General features: G+C 60.9%; 25 protein-coding genes and 1 tRNA gene. 8 read left to right on the top strand and 18 right to left on the bottom strand.

Features of this window, described 5'->3' with window-relative positions; translation table 11 throughout:
- The first annotated feature begins 133 nt into the window (after positions 1-133).
- The gene (locus ACS3QZ_RS01325) at positions 134-1,954 is read left to right on the top strand and encodes a M3 family oligoendopeptidase (protein WP_456036218.1); all 1,821 of its coding nucleotides are present in this window, start codon (positions 134-136) and stop codon (positions 1,952-1,954) included.
- Here the strand turns inward: ACS3QZ_RS01325 and ACS3QZ_RS01320 are convergent.
- A complete protein-coding gene (locus tag ACS3QZ_RS01320) occupies positions 1,951-2,187 on the bottom strand; it encodes a hypothetical protein (RefSeq protein ID WP_456036217.1) in 237 nt (78 codons plus the stop codon). The genes ACS3QZ_RS01325 and ACS3QZ_RS01320 overlap by 4 nt on opposite strands.
- A 48-nt stretch (positions 2,188-2,235) precedes the next feature.
- Between ACS3QZ_RS01320 and ACS3QZ_RS01315 the strand changes: the two genes are divergently transcribed.
- A complete protein-coding gene (locus tag ACS3QZ_RS01315; protein ID WP_456036216.1) occupies positions 2,236-3,015 on the top strand; it encodes an endonuclease V in 780 nt (259 codons plus the stop codon).
- On the opposite strand, the gene ACS3QZ_RS01310 is transcribed toward ACS3QZ_RS01315, so the two are convergent.
- The 4 genes from ACS3QZ_RS01310 to rpoH form a co-directional block, all read right to left on the bottom strand.
- A complete protein-coding gene (locus tag ACS3QZ_RS01310; protein ID WP_456036215.1) occupies positions 2,978-3,247 on the bottom strand; it encodes a DksA/TraR family C4-type zinc finger protein in 270 nt (89 codons plus the stop codon). The two genes, ACS3QZ_RS01315 and ACS3QZ_RS01310, sit on opposite strands and share 38 nt — an antisense overlap.
- Positions 3,248-3,344: 97 nt before the next feature.
- On the bottom strand, positions 3,345-4,316 hold the full coding sequence (locus ACS3QZ_RS01305; protein WP_456036213.1) for a Gfo/Idh/MocA family protein: 972 nt from the start codon (positions 4,314-4,316) through the stop codon (positions 3,345-3,347).
- 7 nt (positions 4,317-4,323) lie between these two features.
- Complete coding sequence (locus ACS3QZ_RS01300) at positions 4,324-5,277, bottom strand: capsular polysaccharide export protein, LipB/KpsS family (protein WP_456036212.1); 954 nt, start codon at positions 5,275-5,277, stop codon at positions 4,324-4,326.
- 87 nt (positions 5,278-5,364) lie between these two features.
- On the bottom strand, positions 5,365-6,261 hold the full coding sequence (gene rpoH, locus ACS3QZ_RS01295) for an RNA polymerase sigma factor RpoH (RefSeq protein WP_456036211.1): 897 nt from the start codon (positions 6,259-6,261) through the stop codon (positions 5,365-5,367).
- Between the two features lie 305 nt (positions 6,262-6,566).
- Between rpoH and ACS3QZ_RS01290 the strand changes: the two genes are divergently transcribed.
- Entirely contained in the window at positions 6,567-7,058 is a 492-nt protein-coding gene (locus tag ACS3QZ_RS01290) for a hypothetical protein (RefSeq protein ID WP_456036210.1), read from the top strand.
- An 8-nt stretch (positions 7,059-7,066) separates the two neighbouring features.
- Here ACS3QZ_RS01290 and ACS3QZ_RS01285 read toward each other — a convergent pair whose 3' ends face one another.
- Positions 7,067-8,104, bottom strand: a complete 1,038-nt coding sequence (locus tag ACS3QZ_RS01285) for an RluA family pseudouridine synthase (protein WP_456036209.1) — start codon at positions 8,102-8,104, stop codon at positions 7,067-7,069.
- On the opposite strand from ACS3QZ_RS01285, the gene ACS3QZ_RS01280 reads away from it, so the two are divergent.
- Positions 8,103-8,396 carry a DUF6476 family protein gene (locus ACS3QZ_RS01280; protein WP_456036208.1) on the top strand — a complete coding sequence of 98 codons (294 nt, stop codon included), beginning with the start codon at positions 8,103-8,105 and terminating at the stop codon, positions 8,394-8,396. The two genes, ACS3QZ_RS01285 and ACS3QZ_RS01280, sit on opposite strands and share 2 nt — an antisense overlap.
- Positions 8,397-8,483: 87 nt before the next feature.
- Here the strand turns inward: ACS3QZ_RS01280 and ACS3QZ_RS01275 are convergent, their stop codons facing one another.
- The 8 genes from ACS3QZ_RS01275 to ACS3QZ_RS01240 all read right to left on the bottom strand — a co-directional run bounded on the left by ACS3QZ_RS01275 (position 8,484) and on the right by ACS3QZ_RS01240 (position 11,950).
- Positions 8,484-8,654 carry a hypothetical protein gene (locus tag ACS3QZ_RS01275; protein ID WP_456036207.1) on the bottom strand — a complete coding sequence of 57 codons (171 nt, stop codon included), beginning with the start codon at positions 8,652-8,654 and terminating at the stop codon, positions 8,484-8,486.
- Between the two features lie 103 nt (positions 8,655-8,757).
- The gene (locus ACS3QZ_RS01270; protein WP_456036206.1) at positions 8,758-9,369 is read right to left on the bottom strand and encodes a PKD domain-containing protein; all 612 of its coding nucleotides are present in this window, start codon (positions 9,367-9,369) and stop codon (positions 8,758-8,760) included.
- Positions 9,360-10,163, bottom strand: a complete 804-nt coding sequence (locus ACS3QZ_RS01265) for a hypothetical protein (protein ID WP_456036205.1) — start codon at positions 10,161-10,163, stop codon at positions 9,360-9,362. Before ACS3QZ_RS01265 ends, ACS3QZ_RS01270 begins: the two co-directional genes overlap by 10 nt.
- 81 nt (positions 10,164-10,244) lie before the next feature.
- A complete protein-coding gene (locus tag ACS3QZ_RS01260) occupies positions 10,245-10,406 on the bottom strand; it encodes a hypothetical protein (RefSeq protein WP_456036204.1) in 162 nt (53 codons plus the stop codon).
- Positions 10,406-10,645, bottom strand: a complete 240-nt coding sequence (locus ACS3QZ_RS01255; protein ID WP_456036203.1) for a hypothetical protein — start codon at positions 10,643-10,645, stop codon at positions 10,406-10,408. The genes ACS3QZ_RS01260 and ACS3QZ_RS01255 overlap by 1 nt, the downstream gene beginning before the upstream one ends.
- Complete coding sequence (locus ACS3QZ_RS01250) at positions 10,642-11,013, bottom strand: hypothetical protein (protein ID WP_456036202.1); 372 nt, start codon at positions 11,011-11,013, stop codon at positions 10,642-10,644. Before ACS3QZ_RS01250 ends, ACS3QZ_RS01255 begins: the two co-directional genes overlap by 4 nt.
- 324 nt (positions 11,014-11,337) lie before the next feature.
- Positions 11,338-11,414, bottom strand: a tRNA-His gene (locus ACS3QZ_RS01245).
- A gap of 44 nt (positions 11,415-11,458) precedes the next feature.
- On the bottom strand, positions 11,459-11,950 hold the full coding sequence (locus ACS3QZ_RS01240; RefSeq protein ID WP_456036201.1) for a GNAT family N-acetyltransferase: 492 nt from the start codon (positions 11,948-11,950) through the stop codon (positions 11,459-11,461).
- Positions 11,951-12,019: 69 nt separating this feature from the next.
- Between ACS3QZ_RS01240 and ACS3QZ_RS01235 the strand changes: the two genes are divergently transcribed.
- Positions 12,020-12,208: a DUF6324 family protein gene (locus ACS3QZ_RS01235; RefSeq protein WP_456036200.1), complete on the top strand. Its 189-nt coding sequence runs from the start codon at positions 12,020-12,022 to the stop codon at positions 12,206-12,208.
- Positions 12,209-12,292: 84 nt separating this feature from the next.
- Here the strand turns inward: ACS3QZ_RS01235 and ACS3QZ_RS01230 are convergent, their stop codons facing one another.
- Positions 12,293-12,745 (bottom strand): MmcB family DNA repair protein, encoded by a 453-nt coding sequence (locus tag ACS3QZ_RS01230; RefSeq protein ID WP_456036199.1) that lies wholly within the window; start codon positions 12,743-12,745, stop codon positions 12,293-12,295.
- Positions 12,746-12,854: 109 nt separating this feature from the next.
- On the opposite strand from ACS3QZ_RS01230, the gene ACS3QZ_RS01225 reads away from it, so the two are divergent.
- The 3 genes from ACS3QZ_RS01225 to ACS3QZ_RS01215 all read left to right on the top strand — a co-directional run bounded on the left by ACS3QZ_RS01225 (position 12,855) and on the right by ACS3QZ_RS01215 (position 16,262).
- Positions 12,855-14,366 carry a trimethylamine methyltransferase family protein gene (locus tag ACS3QZ_RS01225; RefSeq protein ID WP_456036198.1) on the top strand — a complete coding sequence of 504 codons (1,512 nt, stop codon included), beginning with the start codon at positions 12,855-12,857 and terminating at the stop codon, positions 14,364-14,366.
- 284 nt (positions 14,367-14,650) lie between these two features.
- A complete protein-coding gene (locus ACS3QZ_RS01220) occupies positions 14,651-15,469 on the top strand; it encodes a M90 family metallopeptidase (RefSeq protein WP_456036197.1) in 819 nt (272 codons plus the stop codon).
- 100 nt (positions 15,470-15,569) lie between these two features.
- Complete coding sequence (locus ACS3QZ_RS01215; RefSeq protein WP_456036195.1) at positions 15,570-16,262, top strand: nitroreductase family protein; 693 nt, start codon at positions 15,570-15,572, stop codon at positions 16,260-16,262.
- Here the strand turns inward: ACS3QZ_RS01215 and ACS3QZ_RS01210 are convergent, their stop codons facing one another.
- From ACS3QZ_RS01210 to ACS3QZ_RS01200, 3 genes are all read right to left on the bottom strand, one after another.
- Complete coding sequence (locus tag ACS3QZ_RS01210) at positions 16,263-16,571, bottom strand: hypothetical protein (protein ID WP_456036194.1); 309 nt, start codon at positions 16,569-16,571, stop codon at positions 16,263-16,265.
- 107 nt (positions 16,572-16,678) lie between these two features.
- Complete coding sequence (gene nusB, locus ACS3QZ_RS01205) at positions 16,679-17,149, bottom strand: transcription antitermination factor NusB (RefSeq protein ID WP_456036193.1); 471 nt, start codon at positions 17,147-17,149, stop codon at positions 16,679-16,681.
- Entirely contained in the window at positions 17,146-17,697 is a 552-nt protein-coding gene (locus tag ACS3QZ_RS01200; RefSeq protein ID WP_456036192.1) for a 6,7-dimethyl-8-ribityllumazine synthase, read from the bottom strand. The genes nusB and ACS3QZ_RS01200 overlap by 4 nt, the downstream gene beginning before the upstream one ends.
- Position 17,698: the final 1 nt, after the last annotated feature.

Genomic DNA, 17,698 nt, shown 5'->3' with positions numbered 1-17,698 from the left:
ACTTTCTTTTTCCCCAAGTACCCTGGGGGAGTCGCAGCTTGTCTGCGACGGGGGCAACGCCCCCTTGCCCCTTGAACCTAGCTCGCCCCTCTGCCTATCTGTCACGAAACAGTTGCCTGAACAGGAGCCCCTCATGCTGCACCTTCCCTTCCCCGTCCGTGACGCCAACCCGACCAGCGGTTCGGAGGGACTGGGCAACCTGCCCGAATGGAACCTGAGTGACCTCTACACCGGCGACGACGCGCCCGAGCTTCTGGCCGATCTCGAGTGGCTCGAATCCGAATGCGCCGCCTTTGCCGCCGACTACGAAGGCAAGCTGGCCGAACTCTCCGCGGCCGATCTTTTGACCTGCGTGCAGCGCAACGAAAAGATTTCGCAGGTTTCGGGGCGCATCATGTCCTATGCGGGCCTGCGTTATTACCAGCTCACCACCGATGCCGAACGCGCGCAATTTATGGCCAACTGTCAGGAAAAACTGACGAATTTCTCGACGCCATTGGTGTTTTTCACACTCGAACTCAATCGGCTCGAAGACGAAAAACTCAGCGCGGCATTTGCGGAAAACGCCGATCTCGCCCGCTATGAACCGGTCTTCCGCCGCATCCGCGCCATGAAGCCCTACCAGCTTTCGGACGAGCTTGAGCGCTTTCTGCATGACCTCGGCGTGGTTGGCGACGCGTGGGAGCGTCTGTTTGACGAAACCATCGCCGGGCTTACCTTCGAAGTGGAAGGCGAGGAATACAACATCGAAGGCACTCTCAACTTCCTCACCGATCCCAACCGAGACAAACGTGAAGCAGCGGCCCATGAACTGGCGCGCGTCTTCAGCGACAACATCAAGATCTTCTCCCGCGTGCACAACACCGCCGCCAAGGAGAAGGAGGTCGTCGACCGATGGCGCAACATGCCGACTGCCCAGACCGGGCGCCACCTGTCCAATGACGTCGAGCCCGAGGTGGTTGAGGCCCTGCGCGACGCCGTGGTCGCCGCCTACCCCAAGCTTTCGCACCGCTATTACGAGCTGAAACGCAAGTGGCTGGGTCTGGACCGCATGCAGGTCTGGGACCGCAACGCACCCCTGCCGATGGAAGACCCGCGCACAATCTCGTGGGACGAGGCGCGCAAGATGGTGATGGACGCCTACACCGCTTTTGACCCGCGTATGGGCGATCTTGCCGAGCCCTTTTTCGACAAAGGCTGGATCGACGCCGCCGTGAAACCCGGCAAGGCCCCCGGCGCCTTTGCCCACCCGACCGTCACCAACGTGCACCCCTACGTGATGCTGAACTACCTCGGCAAACCGCGCGACGTGATGACCCTTGCCCACGAACTGGGCCATGGCGTGCACCAGGTGCTGGCCGCCGAACAGGGCGAAATGCTCTCATCGACCCCACTGACCCTAGCAGAAACAGCGTCCGTCTTTGGCGAAATGCTCACCTTCCGCAAGATGCTCGAAACTGCCGAGACCACGGAACAACGCAAGGTTCTGCTCGCAGGCAAGGTCGAGGACATGATCAACACGGTCGTGCGCCAGATCGCGTTCTATGATTTCGAATGCAAACTGCACGCCGCGCGCCGCGAAAGCGAGCTGACCCCAGACGACATCAACGCGCTCTGGATGTCGGTTCAGGCCGAAAGCCTTGGCGAGGCGTTCGACTTCATGGAAGGCTATGAGACTTTCTGGGCCTATATCCCGCATTTCGTTCACTCGCCCTTCTACGTCTACGCCTATGCCTTCGGCGACGGCCTCGTGAACGCGCTCTACGCCGTCTATGCGTCCGGCGCGCCGGGCTTCGAGGACAAGTATTTCGACATGCTCAAGGCAGGCGGCTCCAAGCACCACAAGGAATTGCTGGCGCCCTTCGGCCTTGATGCGTCCGATCCTAAATTCTGGGACAAGGGCCTGTCGATGATCTCGGATATGATCGACGAGTTGGAGGCGATGGAAGCCTAAATCTCCCATCGCACCTGCCCAATGGTGCGTGCGATTGGCAAATTGACCGGATTTGTCATGCCGGACAGGTTGAAAAACCTGTCCGGTTTTTGCTTAATGACCATCGCTTCTGAAATTGCCGCACCCTCTTCATTTTGAACCCATTCCGCTCTTTTCTCATCTGGCTTCTGGCCCCTTTGCCCCGCCTTCGCGGCGCCCCTCTTCGCTTTCGCAAAAAACTCGATGCCCGCCATCACGGCACAGATTACTACGCCGGATCCATCACCACGGCGGACAAGCTCATGTCGAGCGAGCGTACTCCGCTACCCGCACTCGTCTACCATGACTTTCGATTCACATGGCAAGGTCAGGAGTATCGCCTCTACTGGAACGATCGTTTTAAAGCCCACGCACCGCGCCACCTTGCTCACCCCTACCCGGTCTGGATCGATCCGTGGGACCTCTCCTCGGTCTGGTTCCTGACCAGCGAATGCAAAGTGACCCCTGTGCGCCAGGAGGCGGAAGAGGATGAGCCCGAAGAAGGTCCACTGGTGGCCATCGACGTGCACTATGACGGCGACAAAAGCGCCACCGCCGCCGCGGTTCTCTTCACGCATTGGCAAGCGGAGACCGCTTTCGACACAATTACGACAACTGTCTCGCCCATCGCACCTTACGAACCGGGCGCTTTTTACAAACGCGAACTGCCTTGCATCCTCGCTCTTCTCGAAAAGATGGAAACGCCGCCCTGCCTTGTCGTCATCGATGGCTATGTCACCCTCGGACCCAACGCGGTCGATGGCCTCGGCATGCACCTCTACCGGGCATTGAATGAGGAAATTCCTGTCATCGGTGTCGCCAAAAACCGGTTCAAAGACACGCCTCAAGAGGCGGAATTGCGACGCGGAGAAAGTAAACATCCGCTCTACGTGACGGCTGTTGGCGTCTCACAAGAGAGCGCCAAGGCCTTCATACGCTGGATGCACGGCGCGCACCGGATGCCCACCCTTCTTACGGCTGTTGATCGTCTGTGTCGCGACGGGACTACTTCAGCTGACTGTCCTTCGACCCCCGGCGATTGATCCCGCCGCGCGCTTTGAACGCACTGTCGCGTTCCTGCATACAGTCGATGCACAGCTTGACGCCGGGGATCGCCTTTCGCCGCGCCTCCGGAATTTCTTCTTCGCATTCGGCACAATGGGTCAGGCTCTCGCCCATAGGCGCCTTACGCGTCTTCATCCGCGCCAACTCGTCGTTGATCGACGCTTCGATCTGTTCACTCACCGCGCCATCGCGCGCCCAGCCTCCGGCCATGGCAGTCTCCTTTCGCGATCAGGGTAATCCCCCGCCGGGGTTTGGACAACGGGGTGGGCGGGCGGGCGTTGGCCAAACCCCGGCACCGCCCCCGCCCTCAAACCGCAGTCGCCAGCACGTCGTCAATCATCGCCTGCGTGCCACGCGCCTGCTCAAGCGTCCAGTCGAACGGCACCCCATCCAACAAGGTCCGAGCAAAGGCCTCGACCTGCAGGACATACTGATTCACCCCGGGAAACCGCTCGACCACAACACTCTTATCATTCCGCGCAAGGCGCAGCTCCGCCTGATCGAACACCCCTGCGTTGAACGGGCATGTCAGGCTCAATACCGCCTTGTCCCCATGGAAGTGCACCTCCTGACGCGGCGCCATCCGGGTCGAGACATAGCCCTGAAACCCGAATCCCGGAAACCGGAACGCCATCTCGGCAACAAGGTCGATTCCTTCCTGCATAGAAAGCCGCGCGTGATCCAGGTGCGCCGGTTCCTGCCCGGTTGCAAAGCGTGTTCCGCCAAGAATATAGACACCGATGTCGCGCAGCCCTCCACCCCCGGCAGCGGCCTGGTTGCGGATATTGCCTGCGTCGTCATTGAAATAGCTGAACACCGCGTTGACCTGAGCCAGCTCGCCGACCGCGCCCTCTGCCAGCAAGCGCTGTGCGCGTTTCCACTGCGGGTGATGCACGATCATGAAGGCTTCGGCCGCCAGCATCCCCGTCCGATCCCTTACAGCGATCAGCCGGTCGATCTCGTACACGTCCATCCCAACGGGCTTTTCGCACAACACCGCCTTTCCTGCCTCCAGAGCCCGGATCGACCACTCTACATGAAGGTGGTTCGGCAGCGGAATGTAAACCGCATCAATCTCGGGATCGGCCAACAAAGCCTCATAGCTCTCATGCACCCGCAGCCCCGGCGCAAAAGCCCGAAACCCGTTCGCCTTGTCGCCGTTCCGGGTCGCCAGTGCCACAAGCTCTGCGCCCTTGGCTGCGTGAATCGCCGGAGCCATGTGATTCAGGGCAAATTGCGCGGCCCCAAGGATGCCCCACCGCACGATTTCATTCGACATGTCTCGCCTACCCCCCGTTGACCCGCGCCAGTTCAAACCCGGTTGCTTCGATCCGCCGCACAACCTGCCCCACCACATCCGCGCGCCCGGCATCCACGCAATTCATGCGAAAATACCAATAAAGATACTTGGCATAGACCCGTCCCGCCGGGGCCTTGCCCAACAGGGCGATCAACTCGTCAGGTGCGCGCGCCGTGTCCGCAATGTGGTGAAAATCCGTCTGTCCACACAGGATCACCGGCTTGCGATGCATGTAGGCTTCGATCCCAACGGCCGAGTTGATGGTCACGACCCGCACGCAGGCCGAAAGAATGTCGTGAATATTGCCCTGGCTGATCACCAGTCGGGGGTGACGCGCCTGAACCTCAAGCAACCGCGCGAAAACCGCCTCTTCCATCTCGCGCGGATGCGGCTTGACCACCACCGGCCCCGGCCAGCCACGCAACGTGGCCTCCAGCATCTGCCAGCGGTCCATGAAACAGGTCTCGTCAACACCGCGATGCCCTTCGCTCTGAAAGAACACCGCGACGGCATTCTCCGGTATGTCCTCGCGGTCCTCGGGCTGCGCATAGCGCGACTGGCGCTGTTCGGCCCATCGGCCACGAAGCTTGCCCAAAAACGCCCTCGCCTTGTCACCATCCACCTTATGTGCGCGGAACGGCATGTCCCCGATCGAGGAATGAGCCCGGATGCCCTGCGGATCGAGGTTCCAGAACGGATAGACATAGGCCACGCCCGCATTGAGCGCCCTCGGATGCAATACGCGGCGGTGATTGAAGATATGGAAATCCCCGTCTTCGGCGATCCTCGCCCGGGGGTCCGATGCATCCACCTCTTCCAGCGTGCACCCGATTCCCAGTTCCTCGAACCCGTGTTGCAGCTTGCGATAAAACGGCGGCATCTCGCTGCGATCAAGCAGCCAGCCTGCCGGCAAGTGCAAAACCACCCCGCCGCTATTCATCACTGACCCCGCAATCCCACGACAACAAAAAGCCTCTCCCGCCCGTTGCGGAAGAGGCTATGTGTTTTCGAACAAGCTGCCAAGCCGTCAGGCCGAGGTCAGCATCCCGCGCGACGCCGCCAGTTCGCGCATCCGCTTCTGCAGCTTCTCGAAAGCGCGCACTTCGATCTGGCGAATACGCTCGCGGCTCACGTCGTACTGACCACTCAGCTCTTCGAGGGTCACGGCATTGTCCATCAGGCGGCGCTGAGTCAGGATGTCCTTTTCACGGTAGTTAAGTACATCCATCGCCTCGGCCAGCAACTCGCGCCGCGCAGCAAGCTCGTCGCGCGCCTCATAGTCCGACGCCTGGTCCGCGCTTTCATCCTCAAGCCAGTCCTGCCACTCCATCGAGCCTTCGCCGTCGCTGCCCACCTGGGCATTGAGCGATGCATCCCCGCCCGACATGCGGCGGTTCATCGACACGACCTCGTCTTCGGTCACACCAAGGTCATGCGCGATCCGCGCCACGTTGTCGGGATGCAAATCACCCTCTTCCAGCGCGCCGATCCGGGCCTTGGCCTTGCGCAGGTTGAAGAAAAGCTTCTTCTGCGCGCTGGTTGTGCCCAGCTTTACCAACGACCACGAGCGCAGGATATATTCCTGAATGCTCGCGCGGATCCACCACATGGCATAGGTCGCAAGCCGGAAGCCCTTTTCCGGGTCGAACCGCTTGACCGCCTGCATCAGGCCCACGTTCGCTTCCGAGATCACCTCAGCCTGCGGCAGGCCATAGCCGCGATAGCCCATGGCGATCTTGGCGGCCAACCGCAGGTGGGAGGTGACCATCTTGTGCGCCGACGCTGCGTCCTGTTCCTCGACCCAGCGCTTGGCCAGCATGTATTCTTCTTCCGGCTCCAACAGGGGGAACTTGCGGATTTCCTGAAGGTACCGATTAAGCCCGCCCTCTGGTGTCGGAGCGGGAAGATTCGCATAGTTGCTCAAAGCTCTCGGCCTCCCAATGTTTATTCCCTTAACATGGATTTAGTGAGCGCTAACGCCCATTCAAGACGTCTTGCGTTAATTTCCTGTTAAATTCTATCGCCGGATTGCGCTCGCCCCCAACACCGCAAGGGAAAAATCACGCACTTGTGTAAAGGCTGACGCATCATGGGCCCGGTATTGCCAAAATGCTACCCTTCCACAGCCCTTTTGCTGATGCAGGTATTTCTTCTGGTTCACGGGCGCAATCACGCCTTTGATAGGGTCAAAACACCGACCAAAGGTCCGATCTCGGGCAGGAGACAGACATGAAACCCCATTTGGGCGCCCTTTTGGGGCTTATGATTGCATCCGGCGCAGCCGCCGAAGGGTTGAGTCCAGATCGAATCTACATTCCGCTCGCGTCGTATCATTACAATCTGACGCCGCCCAATCCCGGCCAGAACAGCTGGAATGAATTCAATCCGGGGCTCGTTTTCACTTGGGAAGACCGCTTTGCCACGCTTGACTACAGCGTGGGTGCCTATCTCAACAGCTACGAAAAGATTTCGCCCATGGTATCCGTGGGCAAGTTCTGGGACGTCGGAAAAGTCGCTTTTGGCGGAGTACTGAGTTTCGTCGACTACGGCAGCAATGCCCGCCATTTCGACGTCACGCTGGGCAACAGCAATATCACCATCCTGCCCGCCATCCAGATCAACTACAAAAACGCCTTCCTTCAGGTCGTTCCAGCCCCACAATTTCAGGGCGAATCCGGCGCCGTTTTCGGGGTTGGAGCAACTTTTGCCCTAGGGCAATAGGGCGCGCTTCAACGCCCCTGCCCCCCCCCAAGCGCAACAAGCAGATCCGACATGTCTTGCGGCATCGGCGCTTCGAAACGCAACGACGCGCCCGTGACAGGATGCTCGAACCCGAGAACAGCCGCGTGCAGCGCCTGACGCGCAAAGCTGCGCGCCGCCAGCGCACCACATGTCCCGATCGCCTTTTCCGCCAGCTTGCGCCGCCCGCCATAAACCGGATCCCCGATCAACCCGTGTCCGGCATGGGCCATATGCACCCGGATCTGGTGCGTGCGTCCGGTTTCCAGCCAGCATTCCACCAGCGCGGCCACCGAAGGCTGCCCCAGCGGCTCCACGATCCGCACGCGCGTCACCGCATGTCGCCCGCCCTCGAACAGAACCGCCTGCCGCTGACGGTCAGTCTTGTGGCGAGCAAGGTGCGTGTTGATGCGCATGATATTGCCGGGCTCGAAACTCACGCCACGCACCCCACGCAGGCGCGGATCGTTGGCGTCGGGCACACCGTAACAGATCGCCCGGTAATAGCGCTCGACACTGTGCGCCTCGAACTGCGCCGCCAACCCCTGATGCGCCGGGTCGGACTTGGCCACCACCAGAAGACCGCTGGTGTCCTTGTCGATACGGTGCACGATACCCGGACGTTTCATGCCGCCCACACCGGAAAGATTGTCGCCGCAATGATGCATGAGAGCATTGACCAGCGTGCCATTCGGCGTGCCCGGTGCCGGATGAACGACCATGCCCGCAGGTTTGTTGATCACGATCAGGTCGCCATCCTCGAACACCACGTTCAACGGAATATCCTCTGGGCCGATGTGGCTCTCCTCAGCCTGCGGCACCGAGATTTCCACTGTGTCGCCCTCCGAAATCCCGGCCTTGGGATTACTGACAACCACCCCGTTCACGCGCACCGCCCCCTCCGCGATCAACCGCGCCAGCCGCGTCCGGGACAGGGATGCCGCCTCTGGCACATCGCGCGAAAGCGCCTTATCAAGGCGCTTGGGCGGGTTCTCCGCGATCTCGAAGGATACAAGGGCATTGGACATGGATCAGTCTCCGGAGCCGGTCGAACCGGCAAATCTGAAGGTCCTGCGCCTCATGGTGACGGGGCTGACAGGGGTGATGATTGTCGGGCTTGTAGTGGTGGTTGCCCTGATTGTCATCCGTTTCCGTGACAGTGGCCCGGTCCTGCCCGAAGACATCACCCTGCCCGACGGCGCACGCGCCCACGCGGTCACGGCCGCCGAAGGATGGTTCGCGGTTGTGACCGATGATGACCGCATCCTGATCTATGATCGCATCACCGGCGCGCTTCGACAGGAAATCGAGGTGAAATAGGGGCGCTGCCCCATCGCGGCAAGGCCGCGATTCCCCGGGATATTTCTGGCAAAAGGAAGACAGGAACCAGAATACGGCTTCTGCGCCTCAGCCGTGAAAATCAGCCAGAAAGACGGGCACCGGATTGGTGTATCCTTTGAGCTTCACGGGGGGGTGTTCGCTGATGACAAGGTCGTCATTCGCCAGGTCCGACGTCGCGCGATCCACCAGAACCGACCAAGGTCCCGTCTTGCCGCAAAGTCGCGCAGCAAGGTCCACCGTAGATCCATTCGCGAGCGCGCTCGCTCGGCCAGAGTGTCGCGGATCTCGACCCCGCTGCGCACGGCGCGATCCTCCTTGTCCTCACCCACGAGCATCGCCGTTAATTCGTCCCCCACGAACTTGTCAATGTCGCCGCCCGATCCGTGCCAGCATTAAAGGTGGCCCCGCTGTCATCCATGGCGCGCAGTGTCACATCGACGGCCACGGTGTTGTCAAAGCTGCGGCTCACTTCGGCCCCTTCCAGCGTCACCCCGTCCAAAAACTCCCAGAGCACCCGCGTGATTTGCCCATCCGCATCATAGGCCCCGGCTCGGAACACTACGGGATCCCCCGGGCAGACCGTCCGGTCCGGCCCGGCATCCGCCACTGGTAGCGCGTTGACTCTGGCATAAACCTCTTCGCGATACAGCGAATTGGCCAGAGCGCGCCCGTTATCGGTTATCACCGCCACGGGTAAGAGCCCCGGCGCCGTCAGGCGATGCGCCACCCTTTCGCCGGTCTTGCCTGTACTACCATAAAACGTCCAGACATGCGCGGCGATGCGCCCGTCAGGATCAACCGACGTCTCGGCATCCAGTACGAGCTCCTCACCCGGCGCGACCGTCAGGGCCGGCCCCGCATCCGCGATCGGGGCCGCGTTCACCGTCACCGTCATCGTATCGCGGTGGCCGCTCTGGGGCGCACCGTTGCCATCTTTGACCGTCAGTGCCACCTAGTACACGCCCGGTCGCGCGTAAGCGCGTAAGAAGGTACGGACGCGGTCCCTGCCCGGTGCGCCCGTCCCCGAACTCCCAGAGATACTGGGTAATCTGGCCGTCGATATCGCGACGCGCTGCCGTCAAACTGCACATCCGAAGCGGTCACGAACTGATCCGGCCCGGCGTTGGCAATCGGACGCGTATTCACGATCACCTCGTTGCGCGCTACCTGCGTGGCCGAGGCCCGAGTATTCTGTCCCAAGGCGCGCAAGCGCAGATCGGAGTACATCCGATTCAGGCGCAGATCCCCCGCCGATCCGTCGAAATTCTGAATGGTCCGCGGACCAGCCTCGGGGTTGAGGTATTCGACACGAGGCCCGATCGCGCCTCCGGGCCAACGGATTGTCGGTTGATAGGCCACCATGCGAAAACCTTCGGGGCGGCGATGCACATCCCGTGACAAGCTGACGCCCACGTTGAAGCCGTTTCCGTCATACCCGTCCACGCCCAACACGTCCAACCGGAACCACGCCCGGTCCCCGTTCACCTCCCCCTGCCGCGCACGCACCGGGCCCAGCGAAACCCATTCGCCATCCGTTTCCGGGTCGTCAAAGAAAATCCCCTCGCCCAGCACCTTGCCCGGCATCAGCGCAAGAACCTCGGCCTTGCACAGCTTCTTGGCGCGCGCGCCCGAGCGCACCGGCTCGGGCATCTCGACGCCACTAAAAGCCCCCTCGCCTCCTACAAGACGGAAAACCGTCTCGGTATTGCCATAACGACCATAGCGTAAATCGTGCGCGTCGCTCATATCCGGGTCGAAAATGCGCACATGGATCCTGTCGCGCAGATCTGTGGGAACACTGAAGAAAACCGTTTCCTTGTGGTCTATTTAGCCTTCCCGCGTCGGCGCGAGCACACCATAAACCGCCAGCAATCCCTGATCGGGCGGCGGCGCCATGTACTGGGCATGTGCCAGTCCCGCGCCCCCTGTGACCAGTGCCGCCAAAACTCCAGACCGCGGCGCGCGGCGCATCGTTTTCATCATCCACATCACCGGATCACCTCGTTTCCTGCATAATCCCGCACGATAACCTTGATGAGGCCGACCTCTCCGCTGGCGGTGGGCAGACTTGCCCGGCAGATACCGCCAGCACTGTCACAGCGAAGATATCCTTCGAATTCCTCGCCCCCAACCTCCACTAGATAGGTTGCGGCCTGCCGCAGCCCACTGGCATGACGCGCCTCAACCACGATCTCGATCGGACCGCCCTCTCCCGCTGGCCGCGTCACGCGCCAAAATGCACCCCCGGTTGCAGCGCCGCGACCGGGAACGAGGTGTCCTTGAGGCCCCATTCCGTTGACAGCATCCGGTTGAAGCCCGGATCGGCGGCCACCTCAAACCAGTTTTCCGCCGCATCGGGATACGCCTGCCAACCCAGATCGACCGCACTGCCATAAACATCGACCTTGTTGTCCGGTTTCGGCAGCAAGGTGCGCAGCCGCTCGAATTCCTCCAGGATGTCGTTGAGAAACCTGCCCGACCAGGCCACCTCGGTCGGATCGCGCCCCTCGACCTTGCCGTGGATATCCGTGATCAGCGCTTCGGCCGCCCGGTCGCGCAGCGCCACCGCGATTTCAAAGGCTTCGGTCGCATGCATGGTCACCGACCCGGCAAAGGCCACGACAATGGCCGCGCGCCCTATTCGTTTTCCAGTCGCAGGACCAAACGCTCCTGCACTCCTGCCAAAATGCGCGTTCAAAAAGCTTTTGAGGTTTTCATCCGCAGGCTTGCATCGTTCGGCAAATGCGACAATTTGGCGAGATTTTTCACGACTTCCGCATCTCGAGCAAAATTAACGAAAACAAAACCCCAAGGCCCGGACTATTGGGTCAGAACTGGAAGCAAATTCCAAAAAAATCTGCACATTATCATAGCGCAAGATAACGTCCCGACGGGGTGGCTATTCTGCTTTTGGTGGGAATGGTACCGCCTCCCCGGCTTGAACGGGGGACCTCTGGATCCACAATCCAGCGCTCTAACCAACTGAGCTAAGGCGGCACTGTTCGGGCGATTTATCGCCCCCCGCGCGCGAATGCAAGCACCTAAAATGCGATTTCCCAAGTTTGTTCGACCAGATCAACCCCGAAAGAGCGCACCGGCTTAGAAGACGTCACTTTCCACCCGTGCCCGGCATAAAGCGCACAGGCCGCGCGGTGACTTTCATGCGTCCAGAGCCGCATGCCGCGATACCCCTTGTCACGGGCAAACGCCATGCAGGTGCTCAGAAGCTTTCGTCCCAACCCCAGCCCACGCGCTTCCGGCAACACAAGAAACAGGCGCAGCTTGGCTTGCTCCGACTTCGGTCCTCGGACACAGAAAACACTGCCCAGCCGTGCGCCCGCACGCTCGGCAATCCAGCTGCTTTCGCACTCCGGGTCATGCGATTGCAGATAGTCCTGCAGGATATCGCGCACCAGCGGACCGAAGGTGTCGTCAAACCCCTCGTCCTGCGCATAAAGCCGGGCGTGCTCGTCGACCAGCCATTCCAGATCTCCCGCTTCAAACGGGCGCAACACGATATCGTTCTCGGACATGACACTCCCGCACTTCTTGCCAATCCCACGCTTTCACGCTACCCGAAAGTCAGTCACAGGAGAACCGTCATGGGCATCAACACCGAACGCGATATCGAGGCCAATCTTCAGATCGGACCGACCGACCAGGGGTTCGTGCGGATCTTTGTCGAAGCGGACGGGATCGAGATCCCCATGGATTTCGACCCTGACGAAGCCCGCGAAATCGCCGAAGAAATCCTCGCCGCGATCGCAGCCGCCGAGAAAGTCGGGACGTAGCATCACCGGATTCGGGGCGCTGCCCCATCGCGGCGGGGCCGCGATTCCCCGGGATATTTCTGGCAAAAGGAAAACAGGGACGCGTTATGCGTCATCCGGTAGCGCGGGTAGCTTGGGATCGCGGAACCGATGCAAGCGGCGGGCCGCGTCCATGGCGAATTTCTGAATCAGTTTCTTGCGCCGCGCGGAGGCCAGTTTGTCTTCGGGCCCCATGCGGATGATCTCGGCATCATATGCGTCGGCCATAATCAACCCGGTCCCTTCGGGCAAAAGATCGGTGGGAAAAGCGATATCCACCGCCCAGAAATAACGGTCACACCACTCCAGATAGCCCTGCCATTTTGAATCCGTCTGGAAATCGGCACGGCTGGATTTGCATTCGACCACCCACAGTTCTCCCTTTGGACCAAGCGCCATCACATCCACGCGCAATCCCCGCGCCGGAACGAATTCCTCGATCGACACAAAGCCGTGGCTGCGCAGGTGGCGACTGACACCGCGCGCCAGAAGCTGTCCGGGTTGCAAGTCCTGATCCATTCCCCATTGGTGAACAATTCATGAACAAAAGGCAAGCCCCGCATGTCGCAAACGGGCCAGAAACACGTGCCAAGTGACCTAGGCTGGTGCTGTTCAGACAGGAGACACCATGGCCCGCCGCCCTCGTCGCCAGCCAACGCCGCTTGTTCAGGATCGCCCCGAATGGCGCCAACTCCGGCATCCCTTCGCACCGCATGCGCTGTTTTCGGATGACGAGATCGCCGAAATCCACGCCATGGCGTTGCGCCTTTTGGAAGAGCTGGGCCTGTCGATCCTGCTGAAAGAGGCGCGCGACATCCTTGCAATAGGCGGCGCGCGGGTTGACGAGGACATGGTGTTCATCGGGCGCGATATGGTCGAGGCCGCCATGGCCTCGGCCCCCGCGTCTTTCCGCCTGCGCTGCTCCAACCCCGAGCGGGATCGCCAAATGGAGAACGGCGCACTTCTGTTCGGCCCAGGTTCTGGCTGTCCAAATGTTACCGACCGGATCCATGGCAGACGTCACGGCTCACAGAAAGACTATGAAAACACCGTACGCCTGACCCAGAGCTTTGACGTGTTGCACACGCTTGGACCCTGCTGCGAACCCCAGGACATTCCCGTGCACCTGCGCCACTATGGGCTGATGCAGGCGCAACTGACGCTCTCTGACAAGTTCCCTTTCATCTACGGGCGCGGGCGCGCGCAGGTCGAAGACGGGTTCGCGATGATCCGCACCGCGTTGGACCTTGATGAAGAGGCCTTCCTCAACAACGCCTGGGTCGAGACCGTGGTGAATACCAATTCGCCCCGCCTGATCGACAGGCCCATGGCGCAGGCGCTGATCGATTTTGCCCGCGCAGGACAGGTCGTGGTGATCACCCCCTTCTGTCTTTCCGGCGCCATGGCCCCCGTCACCGTCGCGGGTGCTTTGGTGCTGCAACATGCCGAGGCGCTTGGAGCGCTGGTGCTGAACCAACTGGCCCGCCCCGGCGCCCCGGCGGTGATTGGCGGGTTCGGCTCGAACGTGGACATGAAATCGGGTGCCCCGGCCTTTGGTACGCCGGAACATGTGCAGATGTCGATCGGCACCGGACAACTCGCCCGACATGTCGGCCTCCCGTGGCGCGGCGCGGCCGGAGCCGCCAGCAACACCGCCGACATGCAGGCCGCCGGTGAGACCCACATGTCGCTCTGGGGCAACCTCATGGCCAACGCGGGCATGGTCAAACACGCCGCTGGCTGGCTCGAGGGCGGTCTGACATTCGGCTTTGAGAAGTTCATCAACGATGTCGAGGCGCTGCAAACAATTGCCACGCTCTGCACCCCACCTGACACCAGCTCCGACTCACTCGGCTGGGACGCGCTGAACGAGGTCGCACCGGGCGGCCACTTCTTTGCAACGGCCCAAACCATGGACCGCTATGAAACCGCCTTTTACCCGCCGCTTGTTGCAGACCTTTCCAATCACGGTGCATGGGAAAAGAATGGCAGCCAGCGCTCGGACGAGCGCGCCACCGCAATCTGGCAACAGATACTCAAAGATTTCACACCCCCACCGGGAAGCTCCGAACGCTCCGCACGGCTGGAGCCATTCATCGCCCGGCGTCGCGCCGAGGGGGGCGCGCCGATTCTCGACTGACGCCCCTTGTGCGGCGCACGCACCCCGACTAGATAAGGCTTTGGCGGGTTCTGCCCTTCTCGTGATACGGTTGCATTCCGGTGGCCTTAAGCAATTCCGAGGGAGCTGGCTCTGTTCAGGTCCTGGCCTGATTACCTGGCGCCCACCTGTATATACAGGTCCTCGGGAATGAGATAACCCCACGGCTGCGTTTGCGGGCCCGCCACTTCCCCTTTGCATTTTGACGGTTGTTTTCCCTTTCGCAATGCCTAGCTTGAACTGGCAAACGCGCAGAGACGATCACCGTGCCCACACTTGTCATTTTACTGAGTCTCCTGGTTGCGATTGGCGTCGGCCAACAATTCTGGACCCGTCACCAGCATCGAAAAAGCCTTTTCACCACCCCTCTTGCGCAGGATGCCCGCGACATCGTCGCCGCGCAGGTGCCCCTGACTCGCAAGCTTCCGCCCGACATTCGCGTCAGGTTCGAAGGCAAGGTGAACGCCTTTCTGGACCAGGTGGATTTCATCGGCTGCAACGGACTAGAGGTCAACGAGGAAATGCGCCTTTCCATTGCCGCGCAAGCCTGCCTGCTGATCGCCAATACTGACACGTGGTACCGGCACCTGACCACGATCCTGATCTACCCCGGTGCCTTCAAGTCCCGCCAGGTCCGTCAACATGGCTTTGTCGTGACGGAACGCGAAATCGTGCGAAGCGGGGAAAGCTGGTCACGCGGGCCGGTGGTGCTCTCTTGGGCACATACCCAGCAAGGCGCACTGGATGACGCCGATGGACATAATGTGGTGCTGCACGAATTTGCCCACCAGATCGACGACCTGTCCGGGAATACTGACGGTGTGCCCAATCTCAATCCCGCGCAAAGCTATGCCGCCTGGGAGCGCGCCTTTCTCCCGGCCTACAACGCGCATGTCAAAAAGGTGATGGCCGGGCATCGCACTGTTCTTGACCCCTATGGGGCCGAGGGACATGAGGAGTTCTTTGCCGTCGCCGTTGAAGCTTTTTTTGAAACCCCGGTCACTCTCAAACAGGGCGAGCCGGACATCTACAAACAACTCTCCTTGTTGTTCCGCCTTGATCCCGTGACGTGGAACGCACCTTGAGACGCAGGCGGGTCCGCGAATCGTATTCAATCCAGCCTTGCACCTCGCCACGTTTGGGCACACGCTCTGGGCACCCCACGCCAACTACGAGCCGAGCGACATGTTTTCCCGTGACCACCTCACATTTGAGCCGATCCCCTTGCCCGACCACATCGACCTTAGCGATCCGGAAATGCGGGCAGCTTCCCAAGCCTTCTTCGACACCATGTCCAAACGTCATACGGTGCGCGATTTTGAGACGACACCCATTCCGCGTGACGTGATCGAAACCTGCATCGCAACAGCAGGCCGCGCCCCGTCTGGCGCCAATCACCAGCCATGGTCCTTTGCCGCGATTTCCAACCCCGAGCTCAAAGTCCGCATCCGTGCCGAAGCCGAAGAAGAAGAGCGCCGATTCTACGCAGGCGGTGCAGGTGATGAATGGATCAAGGCGCTGGAACCGATTGGCACCAACGACCAGAAACCTCATCTGACAGATGCTCCGTGGCTGATCGTGGTCTTTGCCCAGCGCTATGGCGAATTTGAGGACGGCACCCGCTACAAGAATTACTACGTGCCCGAGAGCGTCGGGATCGCCTGCGGCTTCCTGATTGCGGCCCTGCATCACGCGGGCCTTTCGGTGCTCACCCACACGCCCAATCCGATGAAATTTCTCAACGGCACGTTGGACCGTCCGGCTTCCGAGAAACCGATCATGATCCTTGCCGTCGGGCGCGCGGCGCAACACGCGACCATCCCGGCCGTGGCCAAGATCAAGAAGCCCCTGTCGGAAATCCTGTCTGTCTGGGAATGATCAGCGCCGCTTGGCTGCTACCTTAACCGGCGCCATCTCGCGTGGCATCACCGGCAGGTAATCCCGCTTGCCGCCGCCCGGCGTGTCGTCCCCGGCCATGCGCATGATCGTGATCCCGAACTGCACCCCGGCAAAGACGATACCGTTGAAGACCCAAAGCATCACCACCGCCACGATTCCGCCCGAGGTTGTGCTTACCAGATGCCAGAGGTTGCCCACATTGGCATAGAGCAGCAGCCCCACGAACAGGGCCGACAATCCGAACCCGGCGATAACTTGCGTGATGTAAAGGCGAATGAGCTTGGGCATGACAACGACTCCGCAGGAACAGGGCCAATGATATTCCAGTAGCCGCATATGGCAAGCCACTTCCGCCTGATGGCCCCATCCGCGCGGCTTCCCGCCGCGCAGATGCCTCAGAATGCCTCGGGCTTGGCCTCACGTGCCATGTGATCAAGCACCGCGTTGACGAATTTCGCCTCTTTGCCCTCGGGAAAGAACGCCTGCGCAATCGAGACGTATTCCACGATCACCACCTTGGGCGGCGTGTCCGACTGCAACAGCTCCGCACCGGCGGCCCGGAAAAGCGCCCGCAATGTCGGGTCGATCCGGTTAATCGGCCATTTTGCCACCAGCGCGCGGTCCGTCATCTGGTCAATCGGCGCCTGGTAGTTCACCGCGTCTTCCAGCGTCTTGATGAACAGCCCCTGATCGCCCTCGATCATGTCCGTGCTGTCATCCACCGCCGCGCCAAAGCGATAGTCGAGGAACTCCACCCGCACCTGGTCCACGGTCTGGCCCGAGCTTTCCATCTGGAACAGCGCCTGCACAGCATAAAGCCGTGCGGCAGATTTCATCTTGCGTTTCTGGTTGCCGGAAAGGGTCATGCGGTGGGGTTGTCCTTCAACTCGCCAGCGATCTTGTACTCTTCGGACTCGGGCAGAAAACCCACGCCCTTGCGCTGGCCGCCCCACTTACGGGCAAGCGCGATCAGATGCAAGGCCGCCGCAGCCGCCCCGCCGCCTTTGTTCTGATCTGCAGGATCAGCGCGCACTTCGGCCTGCGGACGGTTCTCCACGGTCAGGATACCGTTCCCAATGCACAAGCCCTGCAAACCCAACATCTGGATCGCGCGGCTGCTGTCGTTGCACACGGTTTCATAGTGCGTCGTCTCGCCACGAATGACACAGCCCAGCGCCACGTAACCGTCGAAATTGCTCATCCGTTCGGCAATGCCGATCGCCGTCGGAATCTCTAGCGCACCGGGCACCTGCACAACCTCATATGTTCCGCCAGCAGCCTCGATCTCGGCCTTGGCCCCGGCAAGAAGGTTATCGGCAATGTCTTTGTAGTAAGGCGAAATCACGATGCACAGCTTGACCGGCGCATCAAACGCGGCGCGCGGCATGATGTAATGTTTCTCGGCACCTGCCATC

Source organism: Shimia sp. W99 (assembly GCF_053851455.3).
Note: the sequence above shows the minus strand (reverse complement) of the source record. Positions and strands in the feature narration are given on the sequence as shown.